Source organism: Actinomycetes bacterium (genome assembly GCA_022396035.1).
GTDB lineage: Bacteria > Actinomycetota > Humimicrobiia > Humimicrobiales > Humimicrobiaceae > Halolacustris.
Genome location: JAIOXO010000007.1, coordinates 52,386 through 69,595 on the forward strand (window position 1 = coordinate 52,386; position 17,210 = coordinate 69,595).

The following is a 17,210-nucleotide window of genomic DNA, read 5'->3' on the forward strand; positions in this document are numbered from 1 at the left end:
AAAGTCCTAAGGTTGAGTCCCAAGGTGTTAAGTAACCTAAAGTGTGAGCAAAGGTGAAAGATAACTTGGGACTTTTTTATATCCCCTGCCCCATTACATTGCAAAAACATGTTAAAATAAGTAAAATATTAAAATTACTATCAAGGGGTAAAGGGGCAATCAATGGTTAATCCCAAGTTTGCATATTTTGAGGGGAAAATTGTACCAATAAGCGAAGCAAAAGTAGATATCAGGACCAACTCACTACAATACGGAACCGCGGTTTTTGAAGGCATAAGAAGTTACTGGAACCAGTACCAGCAAAAAAATTATATATTCAGAATGAAAGATCATTACCAGCGTTTGCTGGAAAGCGGCCAGATTCTAATGATTAACCTGGATAAATCCATACAGCAGCTTTCAGAAATAACCATAGAATTGTTAAAAAAAGAAGATTATCATGAAGATTCCTATATCAGGCCTTACGCCTATAACAGCGGATTAACCATAGGGCCAAAACTGGTGGATAATCCCCAGGATATTTTTATATATACCATACCTCTGGGCAATTACCTGGAAACCAGTAAACCCATTAGTGTCTGTACCTCCTCCTGGACCAGAATAAATGATAACAGCATACCTCCCAGAGCAAAAATTGCCGGTTCCTATGTAAATGCAGCCCTTCAAAAAACCGAAGCCTTGTTAAACGGCTATGATGAAGCCATAGTCCTTACCTCTGACGGTCAGCATGTAAGTGAAGGGAGTGCCATGAATATTTTCATAGTTAAAAGAGGGGTTCTGATAACTCCGCCTGTTACCGATGATATCCTGGAAGGAGTAACCAGGAATACGGTGTTGGAACTGGCAGCCAATGAACTGGGTATAGAGGTAGAGCAAAGATCTGTGGACAGGACAGAATTATATACCGCAGATGAACTCTTTTTCTGCGGTACAGGCGCCCAGATATCCCCCATAGGATCAATAGATAAGAGGATTATTGGTAACAACACTATGGGTACTGTAACTAAAAAATTGCAGCAACTATACTTTTCCATAGTCAAAAATGAAGTAGATAAATATTCCCACTGGTGCACAGAGGTTTAAAGCCCGCAGAACCGGCTATAGCTGCAATAGGAGCATGCCTGAGTCTTATTTGCTGAAAAATTACCCGATTTAATCCCGGATATTGCCTCTAAAAAGCTCTGCTTAATCTCCTTAATATGACCGGGGGTAAAACATATACTCTGCTTATGATTATTTTTTAAAAAGAACAGGAAGCACTCTATTCTGTCAATACTTACTGACCATATCTCCGAACAGGCCAGGGCATATGCGGCCAGCTGGCGCATATAGCTTATATTCATCTTGCTGTTTCTGCACTCAGCCACCTTGTAATCAATAATTCTGTAATTTTCCCCATCTAGTTTATCCAGCCGGTCCACTTTGGAAGTAACTATGTTTTCAGAAAGCTTAAGGTAGATAAGCTGTTCCAGCCATACTCTTTCTACCTGATCTACATTAAAAAACGGACTCCGGGCATAGAAGCCAAGATAGTTCTGTATATCTTTATCGGTGGTTAATTTAATTAATTCCTGCTGTCCGATTTTCGGCAAGGAAAGTTTGGCCAGAGCGGCCTTCTCCAGCAGTTTGTGAACTTTTTGTCCTGTTTTTATAGACTTATTCAGCGGTTCGGGCAAAGACATAACGTACTTATACCTGTACATGGCAGGGCATTTTAAATAATCCAGGATAGAGGTCAATGAAAATACATTCTGGTTTATGGTTTTTTTCTTGGTTCTAATTTTACCCTCCGGGGGGTGGACCTCTGTTTTTTTATTTTTCCCCGCCCGGGTCATTATATACTGATTTGCTTTTTTAAAATCAATTTGGGGATAACTAATTTTCTTCTTACCAGCCAGAAATTTAAAAATTCCGCTGTCTTCTACCTTAAAAGCCTGGCCAGGAATCAGGTCTTGAAGATAATCGCTGCCTGCCTGGTTAAGAACTTTTAGATTGCCAAAATCCGACAGATCTTTAAAAAAGGGAACTATCTTTTTTTTGGATTTTTCATTTTCCATATCATACCGGTCCCTGTACTGGCTATGGGATAATACTAGCAACTTCTTTGCCCTGCTGCAGGCGACATAAAAGATTCTTCTCTCCTCTTCTTCCCTGATCTTTTTTAACTCCTGCTTAAATTTAGCCTGGCTGCCAAACTTGCCCTTCTTTTGCCATATACGGCTATCTTTTCTTAGGCTGGAGGGTAATACAAACTTTGAGTTACTACTCTTTTGTTTGTAATCATTGGCCCATAGCATGGGTAAGAATACTACTTCAAATTCCAGACCCTTGGCAGCATGGATACTCATAATTTTTACCGAGTCTTCACTGCCGAATTCAATGCTGTCAGGACCCTCATAATCTGTTTTGGCAACCTGGCTTAAGTAAGTATTAAAAGCACTTAAATTATTGCCGCTAAAATCATCTTCAAAATCACTGGCTATTTTAATTAGAGTCTCTACATTGTTGATCTTTTTTTTATAGGAAGAACCAAAGTTGGATTTCAGATGATTCTGCAGTCCGCTATGCTGGTAAATCAGGCTAACCAGCTCTTTGAGCTTAAGAAGACTTGATTTCTGTAAATAAAAATTTAACTCCTGTAAAAATCCGGCCAGCCTTGATTTAGCCTGGTTGCTCACATGAGTATTTTCACTGCTGTTTTGCACTCCGGCCAGCAAACTTACTGTCCTTCCCTGGTCCGGCTCTCTTTTTAAAAAAAATATATCCCTGTCTCCCAGTTTGTACTTATCTGATTTTAAGATATAGAGAAGACTGACTTGGTCAAAAACATCATAAACCAGACGTACCCAGGACAGTAAAAAAAGTATTTCCTTTTCAAAATAGAAACTCTTGCTTCCAATTATCTCATATCTTATATCCATTTTTTCCAGCTGCCTGATGATGGTATCAAACTGTTTCCGGCGATTTAAAATGGCCATATCTTTCAATCTTACCCCCTGCTGGTTAAGCCTGCTTATCAGGCTGGCCATAGTGGATGCTTCCTGCTGGTGGGATTCCTGGTAAAAAAAGCCTACCTCTGACTGCCCGGCATCTTCCGCAGGCTTTAATTGCTTTTCAAAACGGGTTTCATTGGCTGCTATAACCTTATTTAAAGCTGAAATTATGTTCTGGCCTGACCTAAAATTAACCGTTAGATAAAAATCTTTTACCCGGCACTGCTTAAATAAATCCCAGAGGTGAAAATTAAGAATATTTTCAACACATGCTCCCCTGAAAGAATATATGCCCTGATCATCGTCACCCACTACGGTCATCTTATTATCGGGGCCATTAAGCATGGCCAGAAAATAAGCCTGGGCGATATTGGTATCCTGAAATTCATCTATAAAAATGTAGCTGTACCTTTTTTTATATTTCTCTCTTATAGATTTATTCTCCTTAAATAAAAAGTAAGGAAGGTACACCTGGTCCTGGTAATCTATGCAGTTATTGTCTTTCTTTAACTGTTCATATTTGCTGTATATAAAAGCAAGGTCTTTCTGTACCTTTACCGCTTCCTTTTCCTCTCTTAATAAAGCACTGCTTTTATAATCCTTTATAAAGGAAGAATTATTCTCGGTATAATGCTTTAATTCATCAGGAGTAATAAGGTTGTTCTTGAGGCTGTCAATATAGGACATTATATCCTGAACCGCCTTACCCGGTGATTTCTTTATGTCTAGATATTCAAATTCATGTTGTTTAAATATCTGGTATATCAGCTGCCAGGTCTCTGCACTGGTTAACACCCGGAAGTCTCTTCCCAGGGTAAACTGGAAACTGTTCTCCTTTACAATTTCATTGCCGAAGGAGTTAAAGGTATATATGTTTATATCATCAAAATCAGCACTCTCAGTATTATCCCTTATCCTGGTCCTCATATTTTCAGCTGCATTCCGGGTAAAAGTCAGGGCCAGGATACGGGAAGGACTGCACTTGCCCCTGTTTATGGTGTCGATTATGCTTTTAGTTATAACCCAGGTTTTGCCCGATCCGGCGCAGGCAATCACTCTCTTTATCCCACACTGGCTGTTTATTACACTGGCCTGTTCATCGGTTAGCTCTATAGTTTTACCCATAATATTTCTCACAAAATATCTTGTAGTCACAATTGCTGCAGTTAAAATAATCCCTGGTCGGGCCAAATTCTTCCTGCTTAATATGGCCGATGATATCCTCTATCAGCGCTACCAATTCCTTTTCCTCATAATAATGGTCAGGCATTTCTGCTACCGGCTTTTTTTCATTGCTTAGACAGATATATTTTAATTTGACCCTGCTACCTTCTAAAAACTCAAAATCAGGGCTCCGGTCCAGGGCCATCCGGTAAATTTTAAGCTGTATTTCGTCCTGTAAATCATTGTGGTTGTAATTTTTTGAGCTGGACTTGTAATCTATCAGTTCAATTTCATTATCGGTAATGAAATTTATCTGGTCCACCTTGCCCTTTATAGTATAATTGTTCAGCTTAAAGCTGAAAGGTTTTTCATTTACTGACTGCTGTGGGAATGGGGGCATCAGATTACAATAGAAATTTTCAAAATCAGCCATAGCCCTGTCCAGGGCATCCTTTTTTACTGCTTTAAATTCAAAATCTTCTGCCTCAAATAACTCTTCTATAATTGACTTTAATCTTTTCCAGGTAAACTCCTTTTGCTGGAAAAATGATTGGATTATCAGGTGATACAAACTCCCAATCTGCATGGCCAGATTAAACCCGGTTTCAATCCTAAAAAAATAATCATACTTGTACCTTAACGGACACTTCCTGTAAGCATCCAGAGCGCTATAGGAAAAGCTGGGCCAGAATACCTGAAAAGGATGATTGGAATTGGTGGTAACCTCAATATTTTCCCACCAGCCTGGGGGAGGCCACCATTTATCTAAAAAATTTATATATTTTTTAAGTTTATACCGGGAATAATATAAGCCCTTATCTCTTCTGTAGGCAAGCACCAGAGCCCTTCTTTTTATCTGCCAGCAATTCATTTTATCCATAGCAAAGCCAGGCTCATGATCAACTGTATCTATTTCCATATCCCTGGCTATCTTTTTGAGGTCCAGGTAAAAAGCTGAATAAGGCCGGACTTTACTGGAAGTTATATACAGATAATCTCTAGCCCTGGTCATTCCCGCATACAGCAACCGTCTTTCATCTTCAGTATGCCTCTTTTTGAGTTGTGAGGCTGAAGGTTTATCCCCTTTCTCCAGATATCCGAACAACTGGAGGTCATAACTCTGGGGCAAATAAAGAGTTGCCGGTATATAGCCTTCATTTAAAAAAGGAATAAATACTGCCCTAAATTCAAGGCCTTTGCATTGGTGGAAGCTTAAAACATTTACCCTGCCTTCCGGTGAGGCTGAAATGCTCTGCTCGATTTCTTCTATAAACCTGCTCTCTATAACCTGGTCCAGAAAATCCAGATAATGCTCTGTAGCAGCAGAGTTGTTATCCTCATTAAAACTCTTTACGCTTGACAGAAAATCATTTACCGGCTCCCAGTCAAGACTGGTTTTGCCCCATAACCCCAGGTATTGATCGTGGATCAGCTCCAGAAGGAAATCAAATACCGGCACCTGCTGAAGTCCTTCAAACTTGTTCAGGCATGCCAGAAATTGGTTTATCTTTTCTTTTTTCTCATAATTTTTATCTTCCTTTAAAAAATCTATAATATGCTCATATTCCTGTTTATGGCTTTCATATCTTTTTTTAATTTCCTTAAAATACAGTGGGTTGATATCCAGCACTGAAGAAAGCAGTATGTTTTCCACCAGATAATCTAATTCTTCTATCTGCTGATAGGGCCGGCCAAACAGCCTCAACACATTTAGCAGGTACCTGACTTTTGCATTGTCCAGAATAGTCCTGGAGCCCCTTCTGGAAAAAGGAATACCGTTCTGGCCCAGGGCATTCTCTATGATATGGGTCTCATAACCAAGCCCCTTTATTATTACGGCTACCTGTTCCAGGGGTATTTTTTTGTTTTTCAGCCCTTTTATTTTCTCACAAATAAACTGCGCTTCATCCAGCATATGGTGAAAATCTTTTATCCGGACCTTGCCCCTGCCGCCCCTGCTTATTGATTCTTTGTCCAATCTGTCGCTGTTCAGATTTATAAAGTGCTGGCTAAGTTCATTTATATCCCTGCTGTTTCGATAGTTGCGCTTACCGGTTATAATGTTTTTTTTGCCGGTCCTGTCATATACCCTTCTAAAGTTCTGGGACATGGATCCTCTGAAACTGAAAACAGCCTGGTCATCATTTCCAAAAAAAATACAGTTTTCACATGAAATCAAATCTGCAATGGTCAGCTGGGCCGGGTTTGATTCCTGGAGCTCATCAAAAATTATATAATCATATTTTTGCCTGTACTCTTCCCTTACTGCTTCTTCCTTTTGAAGTATTTCTGCTGTGTGCTGAAGAAGCAAGCCATAATTGTAAGCATTTCGGCTGTTTAGTTCATTAAGGTACTTCAGGTATATGCCTCCAATTTCAGACAAAGCCTTGCTGTAATAAGGATTGAATTTATCCAGTATTTTCCGTGGTTCCAGCAGGCTTTCCTGGGCTCTCAGTATGAAATCAAATACCTCCTGGGTATAGCTGTTGGCTATGAACTTGTTTTTATTAAGATAATTTATGCTAATAGCATAATTCTTTTTATCCAGGCTGGCCATAACCTCAGATAGCAGGGCCCATTGCTGGGTAGAGTTTAATAAATTAATATCGGTATTAAATTCCAGCGGCCGGGTGTTATCATGCAAATTTTCAAGCAGAATTCTGCTGTGGTAATGTTCTAAAAAATCAAGGCAAAAGGAGTGAAAGGTGTTTATAGGAATCTCTACCTGGCTTTTGGGAGCAGCCAGGGCTGTTTCTTCCCTTATAATCTTGGCCCATTTACGGTTAAAGCAAAAGACTAAAACCCGGTGGGGAGCCACCCCGCCATCCCCTACAAGATAATTTATCAGCCCAATTAAGGCTTGGGTTTTACCACTACCCGGCGGACCGGTGACCATAATATTGCCGGTACCCAGCAATTTTTTTATTTTATTTAGCATTAATTTGCTTCAGTTCTATTAGTATTTCCTTAAGCAACATAAGCTCAAGCCTTCTGTAGTCAATATCGTTGGTAAGCTTGGCCCATTTCCTGGGATTATCTTCAGGTATATATTTATCCAGTTCTGATAAAATATCTCCCATAGTAGCTGCCTCCCCTGTATGTAGTTTTGTCAAAATGTATATGAAATTAAAAAATCCTTATTAGAATTTATATCACTTTTTGACTTTAAACCCAACTGTAATTACCTAAAAGCCTAAAGGCCAGGGCTATTCGTTGAATCAGAAAAGTATTTTAAAATCGGTTATCTGCCGCTGTAAAAAAATGGAGCGGGCTACGGGAATTGAACCCGCGTTTTGAGCTTGGGAAGCTCACGTACTACCACTATACTAAGCCCGCCGGTATTATTGCATTGGAGGCTGCTGGTCCTGCTGCTGGAGATCTCCTTCTTCTGGTTTTTCCTCTTCTTCTTTTGGCTGAACCTGGCTGCTGCCTTCTTTTAAATTAACTATGGTAAGATTGGTTTTTAATATTCTAATCCCCAGCTTATTATTGGCAATATCCCTGGCTTCAGTAATAATCTGCTGCATCTTTTCGGGAATATTTGCATTCTGGTTTAAGTCTACCATCATATCAATAATAATGCCCTTGGACCTGGGAGTAATCCTTACCCTTAAGTCCTCTACACCTTCCAACGTTTTCCCAGATGATTTAATCTGCTGGGCTACTGATTCAAGAGTTATCATGGCATTGCCATCCTTGACCTTGTAGACAGTAGCTATCTTGGACCGTCTCCGGTAAAACTCCATTAAAAGCAGGAATATGCTTAAAGCAAAAATAAATAACAGCGCCAATGAAGAAATAAAGGGATTTACCCCCATATTGGGATTAAACAGCCTTAAGGCTATATCCGACCATTTAAAATAGCCTATAAATTCATTGACTATGGAAAGCAGTGATAAAAAGGCAATAGCCAGCAGCAATATTACTACCACCACTTTGTTAAAAATATTCATAGACCACCATTTATTTTAATAATAATTTGTCTTTAAGATTATAATAAAAGAAAATAATTTAATAAAGCGATTTATTTTTGTTTTAAAAAAATGTATTATTTTTAACTAATGCTGGATAAACAAAAACAAACTCTAGTAATATTAAATCCTGCTTCTGCCAGGAAAACCACCATACTGGCAAAACCTGAGATAGAATCCTGCCTGTCCAAACAAGGTATTGATTACCACCTCCATGTGAGTACCAGCGCTGAGGATATTATGAATACTGTAAATAAATTTAGAGACAGGTACAAAAACTTTATTTCAGTTGGTGGAGACGGTACAGCCCATTATATTGCCAATTCCCTGGCAGGAACCGATAAAAACCTGGGGATAATACCCATGGGAAGCGGCAATGATATTTCCTCTTATTTTAATATTCCCCACAATATTGAGGAATGCTGCCGGATTATAAAAAAGGGCAATACCACCAGGATAGATCTGGGCCTTATAAACAACCAGTACTATTATATGGGAGTGGCTGGCTCAGGATTTGATTCTGAAGTCACCGACCTGGCCAATAACACCCGGCTTCCCTTTAAAGGCCCCTTCAAGTATACCTATGCTGTATACAACATATTAATTACTTTCAGGTCCAGGGAATTTAAACTTGCCTATAACAGCCAGCAGAGAGCACTTCACTCCATGATGATAGCGGTAGCCAATCTGCCCAGCTATGGAGGAGGAATGAAAGTGGCTCCAGATACTGATCCCACTGACGGAAAGCTGGATGTGTGCATTATTAAAAGAATGAGTAAAATACATTTTATTAAAGTATTTCCTACCGTTTTTGAAGGAAAACACATCTATGACCCCTTTGTAGAAATGCTTCAGACTGGAAATATTAAGATTGATTGTCCCCGGTACAGATTCAGTGTGTTTGCCGATGGGGAATACATCTGTAAACTCCCGGCAGAATTTGACCTGGTTCCCGGAGCTTTAAACCTGATAGTTCCCCCTAGTACCTAACCCAGGTCTCGTTGGTATATTTAAATAAGGTTGAAGCAGGATCCAAGCGGTTACCATTGTCTCCAAACTCAATATGACCCACTACCCCATCATAAGATATGGATTTTAATTCATCCATATAATCCATGGGCAGTATGGAATTGGCCTCCTTCATGGCTGCTATAACTATATTTACCGCGTCATAGGCATAAGGAGCATATTTTCCCGGCTCAGTTGCCAGTTCATTATCCATAGTTTCTGCATAATCAGTGTATTTATACCAGAAGTCTATGGCTTTTTTATCTTCAGTAAACCTGGCAATAGAAGGAGGTTCCGAAACTATAGCTGTTAGCCCTTCCAGGACCTCGGGGGCTGCAAGAACGCTTATCTGGTCATCCATGGCCAGCTCATCGGTAACAAAGCTGGAATCAATTCCTGCCTCTCTGGCTTTAGTAATCAGACTGGCCAGCTGGTCATACTCGGTACAGGCAAAAATATAATCCGGTTTATCCAGGAGAAGATTTTCAGCTATAATTTCATATCCTTCAGTTGAAAAATCTATGGAGTACCTCCTGGTTATGTCTATTCCCTGCTCTCTTAACAGCTGGGCCAGGTAATCCACCAGATTGGCTGAATACTCACTGCGGTTATCTATCAAGATTAATTTCTCTGGTTTTAACTGATTAATAAACACATTGGCAATATTTTCTACCTTCTGCTGATTGCTGATCACCATCCTGAAAAAATTATCTCCCAGTCCGGACAGGTCATCACCCTGGGCATAAGCAGTTATTAAAGGTATGCTGTATTCCTGATAAACAGGTATAGAGACTTTAGTAGTTCCATTAAAGGTTGAACCAATAACCGCTGATATATCCTGTTCTGCCATTTCCTGCGCTACCAGAAATGCTTTTTCAGGATCGCCCTGGTCATCTTTGCTTACCAGGTCTATCTTATAGGTAAAACCACCTATCTCTACCGGAGACAACTCTGATACAGCTATACTTGCGCTTACTGTCTGGTCAAAACCCAGTACCTGGTAATCTCCGGACAGGGCAGCCTGGTTTCCTATCTTTATAACCCTCTCCCTGGTTTCACAGCCGGAAAAATTAATTAACAAGCTAAATATAAGCAAGATCAGCACTGCCATGAAAAGAAGTCTATGGTATTTCCTTGTATTCATAATTTAACTAACGCCATTTTTAGATGAATTATAACAGAAAATATAGAAATGATAATTATTTTTACCATAAAGTATGATAAAATTTAGAAAATATCAATAATTTCAAACTTTTTTCTTTAATGAATTTATCAGAATGGTTAGAAAATGAAGATCTGAAACAGACAGTAAAAAGCTTGGAGCAATTAGTACCCCGGCCCCTACATACCGCAGTTATTTTTGGCTCTTTTTTGGCCAGAAGTATTGATTTTTTAAGCCTTGACCACAGATCGGAAATAAAAATGAAGAGCCTGCCCCATTACCCTCTCCCCTCGGTAGCCGGACAGGAAAAATCATTGATTAGCGGCACAATAAAAAATAAATTAGTGCTGTTATTTAGCGGAAGGATACATTACTATGAAGGATACAGGCTTCTGGAAACAGTATTACCGGTAATAATCAGCAAGAAACTGGGAGCAAAACAGATAATTATAACTAATTCTGCCGGTGGTCTTAATCCTGAATTTACCATAGACGACATTATGTTAATAGAAAACCATTTAAACCTGATGGGAGATAATCCTTTATTTGGGTACAGTTATGACCGCAGGCATGATTATTTTATTAATTTAGCCCAACCTTACAGCCAGTCTTTGCTGTCTGCAGCAGACCTTGCGGCCCGGCAGATAGGTTTGCGCCCAAAACATGGTGTCTATGCCGGAGTCAGGGGCCCAGTTCTGGAAACAGCTGCCGAGGCAAACATGCTTAGAATAATAGGGGCTGATGCTGTGGGGATGTCTACTGTAGCCGAGACCATTATGGCTAATTATTTGAACTTAGATGTTCTGGGAATTTCCCATATTCGAAACCTGGTTTCCGGCCAGGAAACCAGTTTCAGCCATTTAGAAGGAAATAAAAAAGAAACAAAAGTGGGGAAAATGTTGTCTAACTTAATTGAAAAGGTAATTGAGGATTCTTGATATGGACTTAAGGCTTTTAAACCAATATAAAGGAGCATACATATGAATGGTACTGCTATAGTAACTGATAGCACTGCTGATATACCAGGCGAACTTCTTGAAAAATACAATATACATTTAGTACCGTTATCGGTTATTTTCGGTAATCAGAGCTTCAGGGAGGACGGCAAGGAGATAACCGCTGCCCAGTTTTACCAGAAGCTCCAGGAATCCCGCGCTCTCCCCAAATCGGCCCAGCCTTCACCCGGAGATTTTTTTGAAACCTATTCCCGGCTGTTTAAAACTTATGACAATGTCATATCCATTCATATCTCCAAGAAGATGTCTGGGACTATTGATTCCGCAGTTATGGCCAAAAAAAAGATAGCCGATAAAAATATAGAAATAATAGACTCGGAACTGGTACATATGCCCCTTGGTTTCCTGGTTTTAAATGCTGCCCAGATGGCTCAGCAGGGAAAGAGCGTTGATCAAATTGTGGAAGGAACAAATAATCTAAAATCCAAGATGCACTCCCTGTTCATACCTAACACTCTTGAATACCTGCAGAAGGGAGGAAGGATAGGCAGGGCCCGGTCACTTATAGCTTCAGTTCTGGAAATAAAGCCCATACTAACCTTAAAGTTTGGGGAAGTTTCCCAGTTTAAAACTACCAGGAGATGGAGGCAGGCCAAGAATGAACTGGTTAAGTCCATGGCCGCCATGGTTGACGATCCCGGAAGATTAATAGTGTCAGTTGCGGATTCAGATACCTGGTCAGAAGGTGAAGAGATGAAGCAAAAGATTGAGGAAACCTTCCATCCCAAACAGATAATAAGGGTAAGTTTCGGTTGTGTTCTGGGTACGCATCTGGGTCCCGGAGCACTGGGTATAACTTTTTATGAAGATTAATTTACTAAATATAAACATAAACAAGGAGGAAAGATGTCAAAGATAGCCATAGTTACTGACAGTACTTCAGATATTCCTATAGATCTGGTAAAAAAATATGAGATAACCGTAGTGCCTTTATCGGTAGTATTCAGCAGCGAGGAAACCTATGTAGACAACGGGGAAGATATAACCATAAAACAGTTTTATGAAAAATTAAAAACCGTTAAGAAACTCCCTACCTCTGCCCAGCCTACCCCCAATGATTTTTTAGAAACATATAAAAATCTTCTAAATGAGGGGTATGAGACCATAATTTCTATCCATATAAGTCAGAAAATGTCAGGTACCCTGGCTTCTGCCCTGGCAGCTAAAAAACAACTGCCCGACCAAGATATAGAAGTAATTGATTCCTATAATGTACATATGCCCTGCGGCATAATTGCAGTAAAAGCAGCCCAGATGGCCCAGCAGGATAAAAGCAAAGAAGAAATAATGGATGTAATCTATGATATAAGGAAAAAGGTAAGGACTCTATTTGTTCCCAAAACCCTTGAATATCTGCAAAAGGGAGGAAGGATTGGAAAGGCTAAAGGTCTGGTTGCTTCCCTGCTGGAAATTAAGCCCATACTCACTATTGAGTCGGGGGAAATTTCACAGTTTAAGACTACCCGTAGATGGAATCAGGCAAAAGCTGAGTTAATCAACTCCATGGGAAAAATGGTATCCAAACCAGATAAGCTGGTGGTAATAGTATCTGATTCCGACAACAAGGAAGAAGGGGACATGCTGGAGGAAACCATTAAAAAAGAATTTAATCCCAGGGAAATTATAAGGGCAGACATTGGTGTAATAGTAGGCGCCCATGTAGGACCTGGAACTATAAATGCTACCTTTTATGAAGAAGATTGATAAATAAATCAAAAATTCGCCAACAGATACAGGAAAAAAGAGATAAACTGGATAAAGAGAAACGGCTTTCTAAAAGCAGGATTATAGCTGATAAGTTTCTGGCCTCCAGTTTTTATATCAACTCTAAAGTTATAATGGCTTACTGGCCTTTTAGAAGCGAAATAGATACCACTCTGATTATCAGCCGGGCGATAACTGATAGAAAAATGGTTACCCTCCCCAGGGTTTGCCACCATAAGCTTGCCCTGTATTATGTACAGAACCCGGCACTGGAATTAGGATGCGGGGCATATGGTATAATGGAGCCAATCGAAGAAAAGTGCAGGGCCGCTAACCCAAGGGATATTGATATGGTAATAGTACCGGGGGTTGCATTTGATCTTGAATTAAACCGTCTGGGTTATGGCGGGGGCTATTACGATAAGCTTCTGGCAACTTTAGGTAAAAGAGTTAAAAAAATAGCCCTGTGTTTTGATATACAGATAATCAGCCGGGTACCTGCAGAAGAACATGATGTTAAGGTAGATGGTTTAATAACTGAGTCTAGGGAGATATTTTGCCCCAGGTAGTAAAAGATATTGCATTACTGATACCTGCTTATAATGAGCAGAAGTATATTGCAGAAGTTATAAAAAACTGCGCCCGCTACGATATGGATATAATAATAGTAGATGATGGCTCCATCGATAATACAGTTAAGGTAATAGAGGGTTGTGAAGAAATAAAGACAGGACAGGTCACCCTTCTAAAACATACTAAAAACCTGGGCAAAGGCAAATCTCTTTTAACCGGATTTAATCATATCATATCCCGCAACTATCGGGGAGTAATAACCCTGGATGCCGACGGGCAGCATGATGTAGCAGAAATCCACAATTTCCTGGAAAGAATAGAAAGGGACAATCCGGATATTATAGTAGGCAATCGCCTGGGCCAAACTCATAATATGCCTTTTATAAGGCTGGCTACCAATGTATTTACCTCCTGGCTGATATCCTTAATTGCCGGCAGAAAAATCAGGGACGTACAGTGCGGCTACCGTTATATAAATTGTAGGGTGTTAAGAAAAGTAAAGGTGGAAACCGCTAATTTTGATACGGAGCCGGAAATCCTTTTAAAAGCCAGCTGGCTGAATTTCAGTATTACCAATATTCCCATAAAGACCATATACCACCAGGACTTTGTCAGCTATGTTAACCCGGTCACCGATACCATTAAGTTTTTTAAACTGGTTTTTAGAAGCTTGAAACAGAAAAAGAAGATACTTTCCACAAGGTAAATAAAAAAAATATGGGGAGAAGCTTCTTAATTTTAATGCCTGTCCCCATATTTTCTGTCTCTCTTCTTTTAATAACCGCTTAAATTATTAATTTATCACTTTCATAATCAAGCTGTTATTTATTGGTGCATACTATTTCCAGAGGTATATTCAGTATACTGGATACACATTTCAGTTTATCTATCTGGCTGCCGGTGGCCAGGGCAAAATGATGGGTGGGTCCAGTCAGGCTCCATCTGTTTACAAACTCTCTTAACCCAATATCAAAACTGGCTCTGCAGTTGGTATCTCCCAGTTTCAAAACCGGCCCTTCCCTGTTTATGCCTTCAGCGGCTACCATTTTGTAACCACCGGTTTCATCCTGGGTTAAAGCCAAAGCAGTTATTTCTCCCAGTTTGGGATAGAACTGGGTTAGATATCCTCCACCGGCCTTGCCATGGAATACCTCAGAATATTTAAGCAGAGGTTTTTGTCCGGATATAGCGGGATCTCCTGAACCACTATGTCCTATTAGGCATATGTTATCATCGAAATCCATTGAATAAAGCTCGGCCAGGGTCCCGGTTCCACTAATATTTTTAAGTATGGACATAGCCAGGGAAACCTTCATGTCCCCTTCCACAGCACAGGCTATATTCTGCTCTATAAGCATGGAATAAGCAGGATTTAATACGGCTATAAGATTAGCCACTTCCTCGGATAGGCTGGTGGCATAATGGCTGGCAATAGCTGAAAGTTTCTTCTCTTTTACCAGATTTTCCAGACCGCACACACTGGAAGCAAGGTACTCCAGCTCTTTTTCAGGTACAGTTCCGGAAACTTCAAAAGTTGACAAAATCTTCTCAGACTGTTTCTTGATGCTTCCTTTATCTATATCCTTATAGGATTGGACTACATCTTCCCATTCCAGCATTTCGGTAAAAATACCAAGTTCTGAAAAGAGCTTGGTTTCATCTACATATAAGTCCATCATGCCCGGGTATGGCCTGCCGATAAGACCGAGGCTAGTAGTTCTAAACCTTCTACCCACTATGGAAGCTTTGCACCATTTATCGATTTCTGTGTCTACTTCCTCATCGCCTTCCAGATAACCGGTAATCACGTCACACCTTTTACCCAGCCGTCGCAATACTGCCACCATTTCAGGAACACACCCGCATGAAAATCCATCGCCAAGCCACTGATCTATCTTATTGGTTTTATCCATATCCAGGGCAGTAAGGTGCTGGATATTAAGAAGAACTACCGGTACATCAAGATCCTTAACTGCCGGTGACAGATTCGATGATGTAGAGTAAGTGGTACACTGGCAGAACACAATATCCACATCATTTTCTTTAAAAAGTTTACCGGCCCTGGCAGAAGCCTCCATGGAATCCACCATGCCTGCCGATACAATATCATAATCCTTGCCGAATTTTTTCAAAACCTGTTCATGCTGATTGGTCAAATTTTCCTTTAAGCCTGAAAACTGGGGAAAATAAGCACCTAACGCAATGGCCATAACACCAACTTTGGGTTTTGATTCATTCACATCAATCACTTCCTTTTTTCTATAAGGTTTATAAATTTAACAATTAATTCTTTCTAAGGCTCAGTCATCCAGTACAGCAGCTGCCCTTATGGGTGACCCTCCACAACCCTTTAGCTTTAAGGGCAGAGCAAAAAAGGTAAACTCTTCATTTCCCAGATGCTCCATATTGGCCAGCCCTTCTACCACCAAAATATTATTTTTTAAAAAAGTCTGATGTACCAATTTCCATTCATTACCATTGGGAGTGGGCATATCCATCCCCAGTAAGGGAATCTTTTTTTCAACTACCCAGTTGGTTAATTCAACCGACACAAAAGGAAAATCTGAAAAGAATTCTTTTTCAGGAAAAACTTTATCCCAGCCAGTATGCAGCAAAACGCTTAAACCCTTGTCTATGGATGATTCATATTGTTTCAAATCTTCAATGGTTATAGCTTCTTTGGGCTTTTTATGGGTCAGGTCTACTTTAATAGCCCGTACTACAAATCTGTCCAGATCCACCTTATCAATAGTTTGTCCTTCATAGAAAAAATGATAGGGAGCATCAATATGGGTACCCTGGTGGGTTGAAGTGGTAACCCTTTCCAGGTTATATCCTAAATTATCAAGATTACAGTGCCTGGTAATGGCTAATTTGGGGTCCATAGGCATGGTTGGAGCCCCGTCATACATCTCTGCTGTCAGGTCAATGATTTTATCGTACATATTATCATACTCCTTCTTTGCAGTTAGTTAAAATTAAAAGGCAAGCAAAAGATGCCATTAGATAAAAGCATATTTTTATTCACTTTAATAAGTCTGTAAACCTATATATCTAAAAACCAGTCCATCGGTCAATCGTCCCAGCTTAATTTAAGTTTAAAATTCAGTTAAATATTTTTACTGTTTACGGCCAATTACGGATTATTATTATACTAATGCTCAATTGATACCGCAAGATATTTCCACCTGCTTTCCTCTACATTCTTTTTAGCTACTGGAATTAAAAAATCTTCTGGTAATATTAATTTCTTTATTATTAAAATTTCCTATATTTTATAATGACACAGTTGAAACAATCTTGACTGAATAATTGTTCCATTGTAGAATTTCTATCAGTTAAAATTGATAGAGGCAATAAACGTATATTGCCCCAGAAGATTGATATTCTACTTATGGACAAAACTAATACTTATAACCTATCTTTTAGTGCCAGTATTGATTTTTATACATTGTCATTATATCAAACCATTATTAAGCATGGAGGTAATTTGTATGAGAGGACTTAAAGGCAAAGCAGCCATAGTAACCGGCGGCTCCCGGGGAATAGGTAAAGCCTGCGTTAAAAGGCTGCTGGAAGAAGAGGTAAGGGTGCTGTTTAACGGCAGAAACCCCCAGAC

The 17,210-nt window shown here is 39.7% G+C and carries 15 protein-coding genes and 1 tRNA gene; 8 read left to right on the forward strand and 8 right to left on the reverse strand.

From position 1 onward, the window contains the following. Window positions 1-162: 162 nt before the first annotated feature. Window positions 163-1,083, forward strand: a complete 921-nt coding sequence (locus tag K9H14_03750) for a branched-chain amino acid transaminase (protein ID MCG9479306.1) — start codon at window positions 163-165, stop codon at window positions 1,081-1,083. Here the strand turns inward: K9H14_03750 and K9H14_03755 are convergent. The 5 genes from K9H14_03755 to amaP all read right to left on the reverse strand — a co-directional run bounded on the left by K9H14_03755 (window position 1,080) and on the right by amaP (window position 8,110). After that, window positions 1,080-4,148: an ATP-dependent helicase gene (locus tag K9H14_03755; protein ID MCG9479307.1), complete on the reverse strand. Its 3,069-nt coding sequence runs from the start codon at window positions 4,146-4,148 to the stop codon at window positions 1,080-1,082. The two genes, K9H14_03750 and K9H14_03755, sit on opposite strands and share 4 nt — an antisense overlap. Further along, complete coding sequence (locus K9H14_03760) at window positions 4,111-7,095, reverse strand: ATP-dependent helicase (GenBank protein ID MCG9479308.1); 2,985 nt, start codon at window positions 7,093-7,095, stop codon at window positions 4,111-4,113. Before K9H14_03760 ends, K9H14_03755 begins: the two co-directional genes overlap by 38 nt. Further along, the gene (locus K9H14_03765) at window positions 7,085-7,237 is read right to left on the reverse strand and encodes a hypothetical protein (protein ID MCG9479309.1); all 153 of its coding nucleotides are present in this window, start codon (window positions 7,235-7,237) and stop codon (window positions 7,085-7,087) included. Before K9H14_03765 ends, K9H14_03760 begins: the two co-directional genes overlap by 11 nt. Before the next feature lie 182 nt (window positions 7,238-7,419). Continuing rightward, window positions 7,420-7,493 (reverse strand) — tRNA-Gly (locus tag K9H14_03770). A 5-nt stretch (window positions 7,494-7,498) separates the two neighbouring features. Further along, a complete protein-coding gene (amaP, locus tag K9H14_03775) occupies window positions 7,499-8,110 on the reverse strand; it encodes an alkaline shock response membrane anchor protein AmaP (GenBank protein MCG9479310.1) in 612 nt (203 codons plus the stop codon). Window positions 8,111-8,218: 108 nt separating this feature from the next. Here amaP and K9H14_03780 point away from each other — a divergent pair, with 108 nt between their 5' ends. Then, window positions 8,219-9,118, forward strand: a complete 900-nt coding sequence (locus tag K9H14_03780) for a diacylglycerol kinase family lipid kinase (GenBank protein MCG9479311.1) — start codon at window positions 8,219-8,221, stop codon at window positions 9,116-9,118. Here the strand turns inward: K9H14_03780 and K9H14_03785 are convergent. After that, window positions 9,108-10,280 carry a branched-chain amino acid ABC transporter substrate-binding protein gene (locus K9H14_03785; GenBank protein ID MCG9479312.1) on the reverse strand — a complete coding sequence of 391 codons (1,173 nt, stop codon included), beginning with the start codon at window positions 10,278-10,280 and terminating at the stop codon, window positions 9,108-9,110. The genes K9H14_03780 and K9H14_03785 overlap by 11 nt on opposite strands. A 119-nt stretch (window positions 10,281-10,399) precedes the next feature. Between K9H14_03785 and K9H14_03790 the strand changes: the two genes are divergently transcribed. From K9H14_03790 to K9H14_03810, 5 genes are read left to right on the forward strand one after another with little or no spacing between them, the layout of a single operon-like run. Beyond that, window positions 10,400-11,236: a purine-nucleoside phosphorylase gene (locus K9H14_03790; protein MCG9479313.1), complete on the forward strand. Its 837-nt coding sequence runs from the start codon at window positions 10,400-10,402 to the stop codon at window positions 11,234-11,236. A gap of 42 nt (window positions 11,237-11,278) precedes the next feature. After that, on the forward strand, window positions 11,279-12,127 hold the full coding sequence (locus K9H14_03795; GenBank protein ID MCG9479314.1) for a DegV family protein: 849 nt from the start codon (window positions 11,279-11,281) through the stop codon (window positions 12,125-12,127). A 33-nt stretch (window positions 12,128-12,160) separates the two neighbouring features. After that, on the forward strand, window positions 12,161-13,018 hold the full coding sequence (locus tag K9H14_03800) for a DegV family protein (GenBank protein MCG9479315.1): 858 nt from the start codon (window positions 12,161-12,163) through the stop codon (window positions 13,016-13,018). After that, the gene (locus K9H14_03805) at window positions 13,015-13,587 is read left to right on the forward strand and encodes a 5-formyltetrahydrofolate cyclo-ligase (protein ID MCG9479316.1); all 573 of its coding nucleotides are present in this window, start codon (window positions 13,015-13,017) and stop codon (window positions 13,585-13,587) included. The genes K9H14_03800 and K9H14_03805 overlap by 4 nt, the downstream gene beginning before the upstream one ends. Beyond that, window positions 13,575-14,297 carry a glycosyltransferase family 2 protein gene (locus K9H14_03810; protein MCG9479317.1) on the forward strand — a complete coding sequence of 241 codons (723 nt, stop codon included), beginning with the start codon at window positions 13,575-13,577 and terminating at the stop codon, window positions 14,295-14,297. The genes K9H14_03805 and K9H14_03810 overlap by 13 nt, the downstream gene beginning before the upstream one ends. 115 nt (window positions 14,298-14,412) lie before the next feature. Here K9H14_03810 and K9H14_03815 read toward each other — a convergent pair whose 3' ends face one another. Both K9H14_03815 and K9H14_03820 read right to left on the reverse strand, forming a co-directional pair. Next, the gene (locus K9H14_03815; protein ID MCG9479318.1) at window positions 14,413-15,801 is read right to left on the reverse strand and encodes an arabinose isomerase; all 1,389 of its coding nucleotides are present in this window, start codon (window positions 15,799-15,801) and stop codon (window positions 14,413-14,415) included. 90 nt (window positions 15,802-15,891) lie between these two features. Next, a complete protein-coding gene (locus K9H14_03820; protein ID MCG9479319.1) occupies window positions 15,892-16,536 on the reverse strand; it encodes a cyclase family protein in 645 nt (214 codons plus the stop codon). Between the two features lie 549 nt (window positions 16,537-17,085). Here K9H14_03820 and K9H14_03825 point away from each other — a divergent pair. Beyond that, the coding region (locus K9H14_03825; protein ID MCG9479320.1) for an SDR family NAD(P)-dependent oxidoreductase at window positions 17,086-17,210 on the forward strand (125 nt) is incomplete at its 3' end.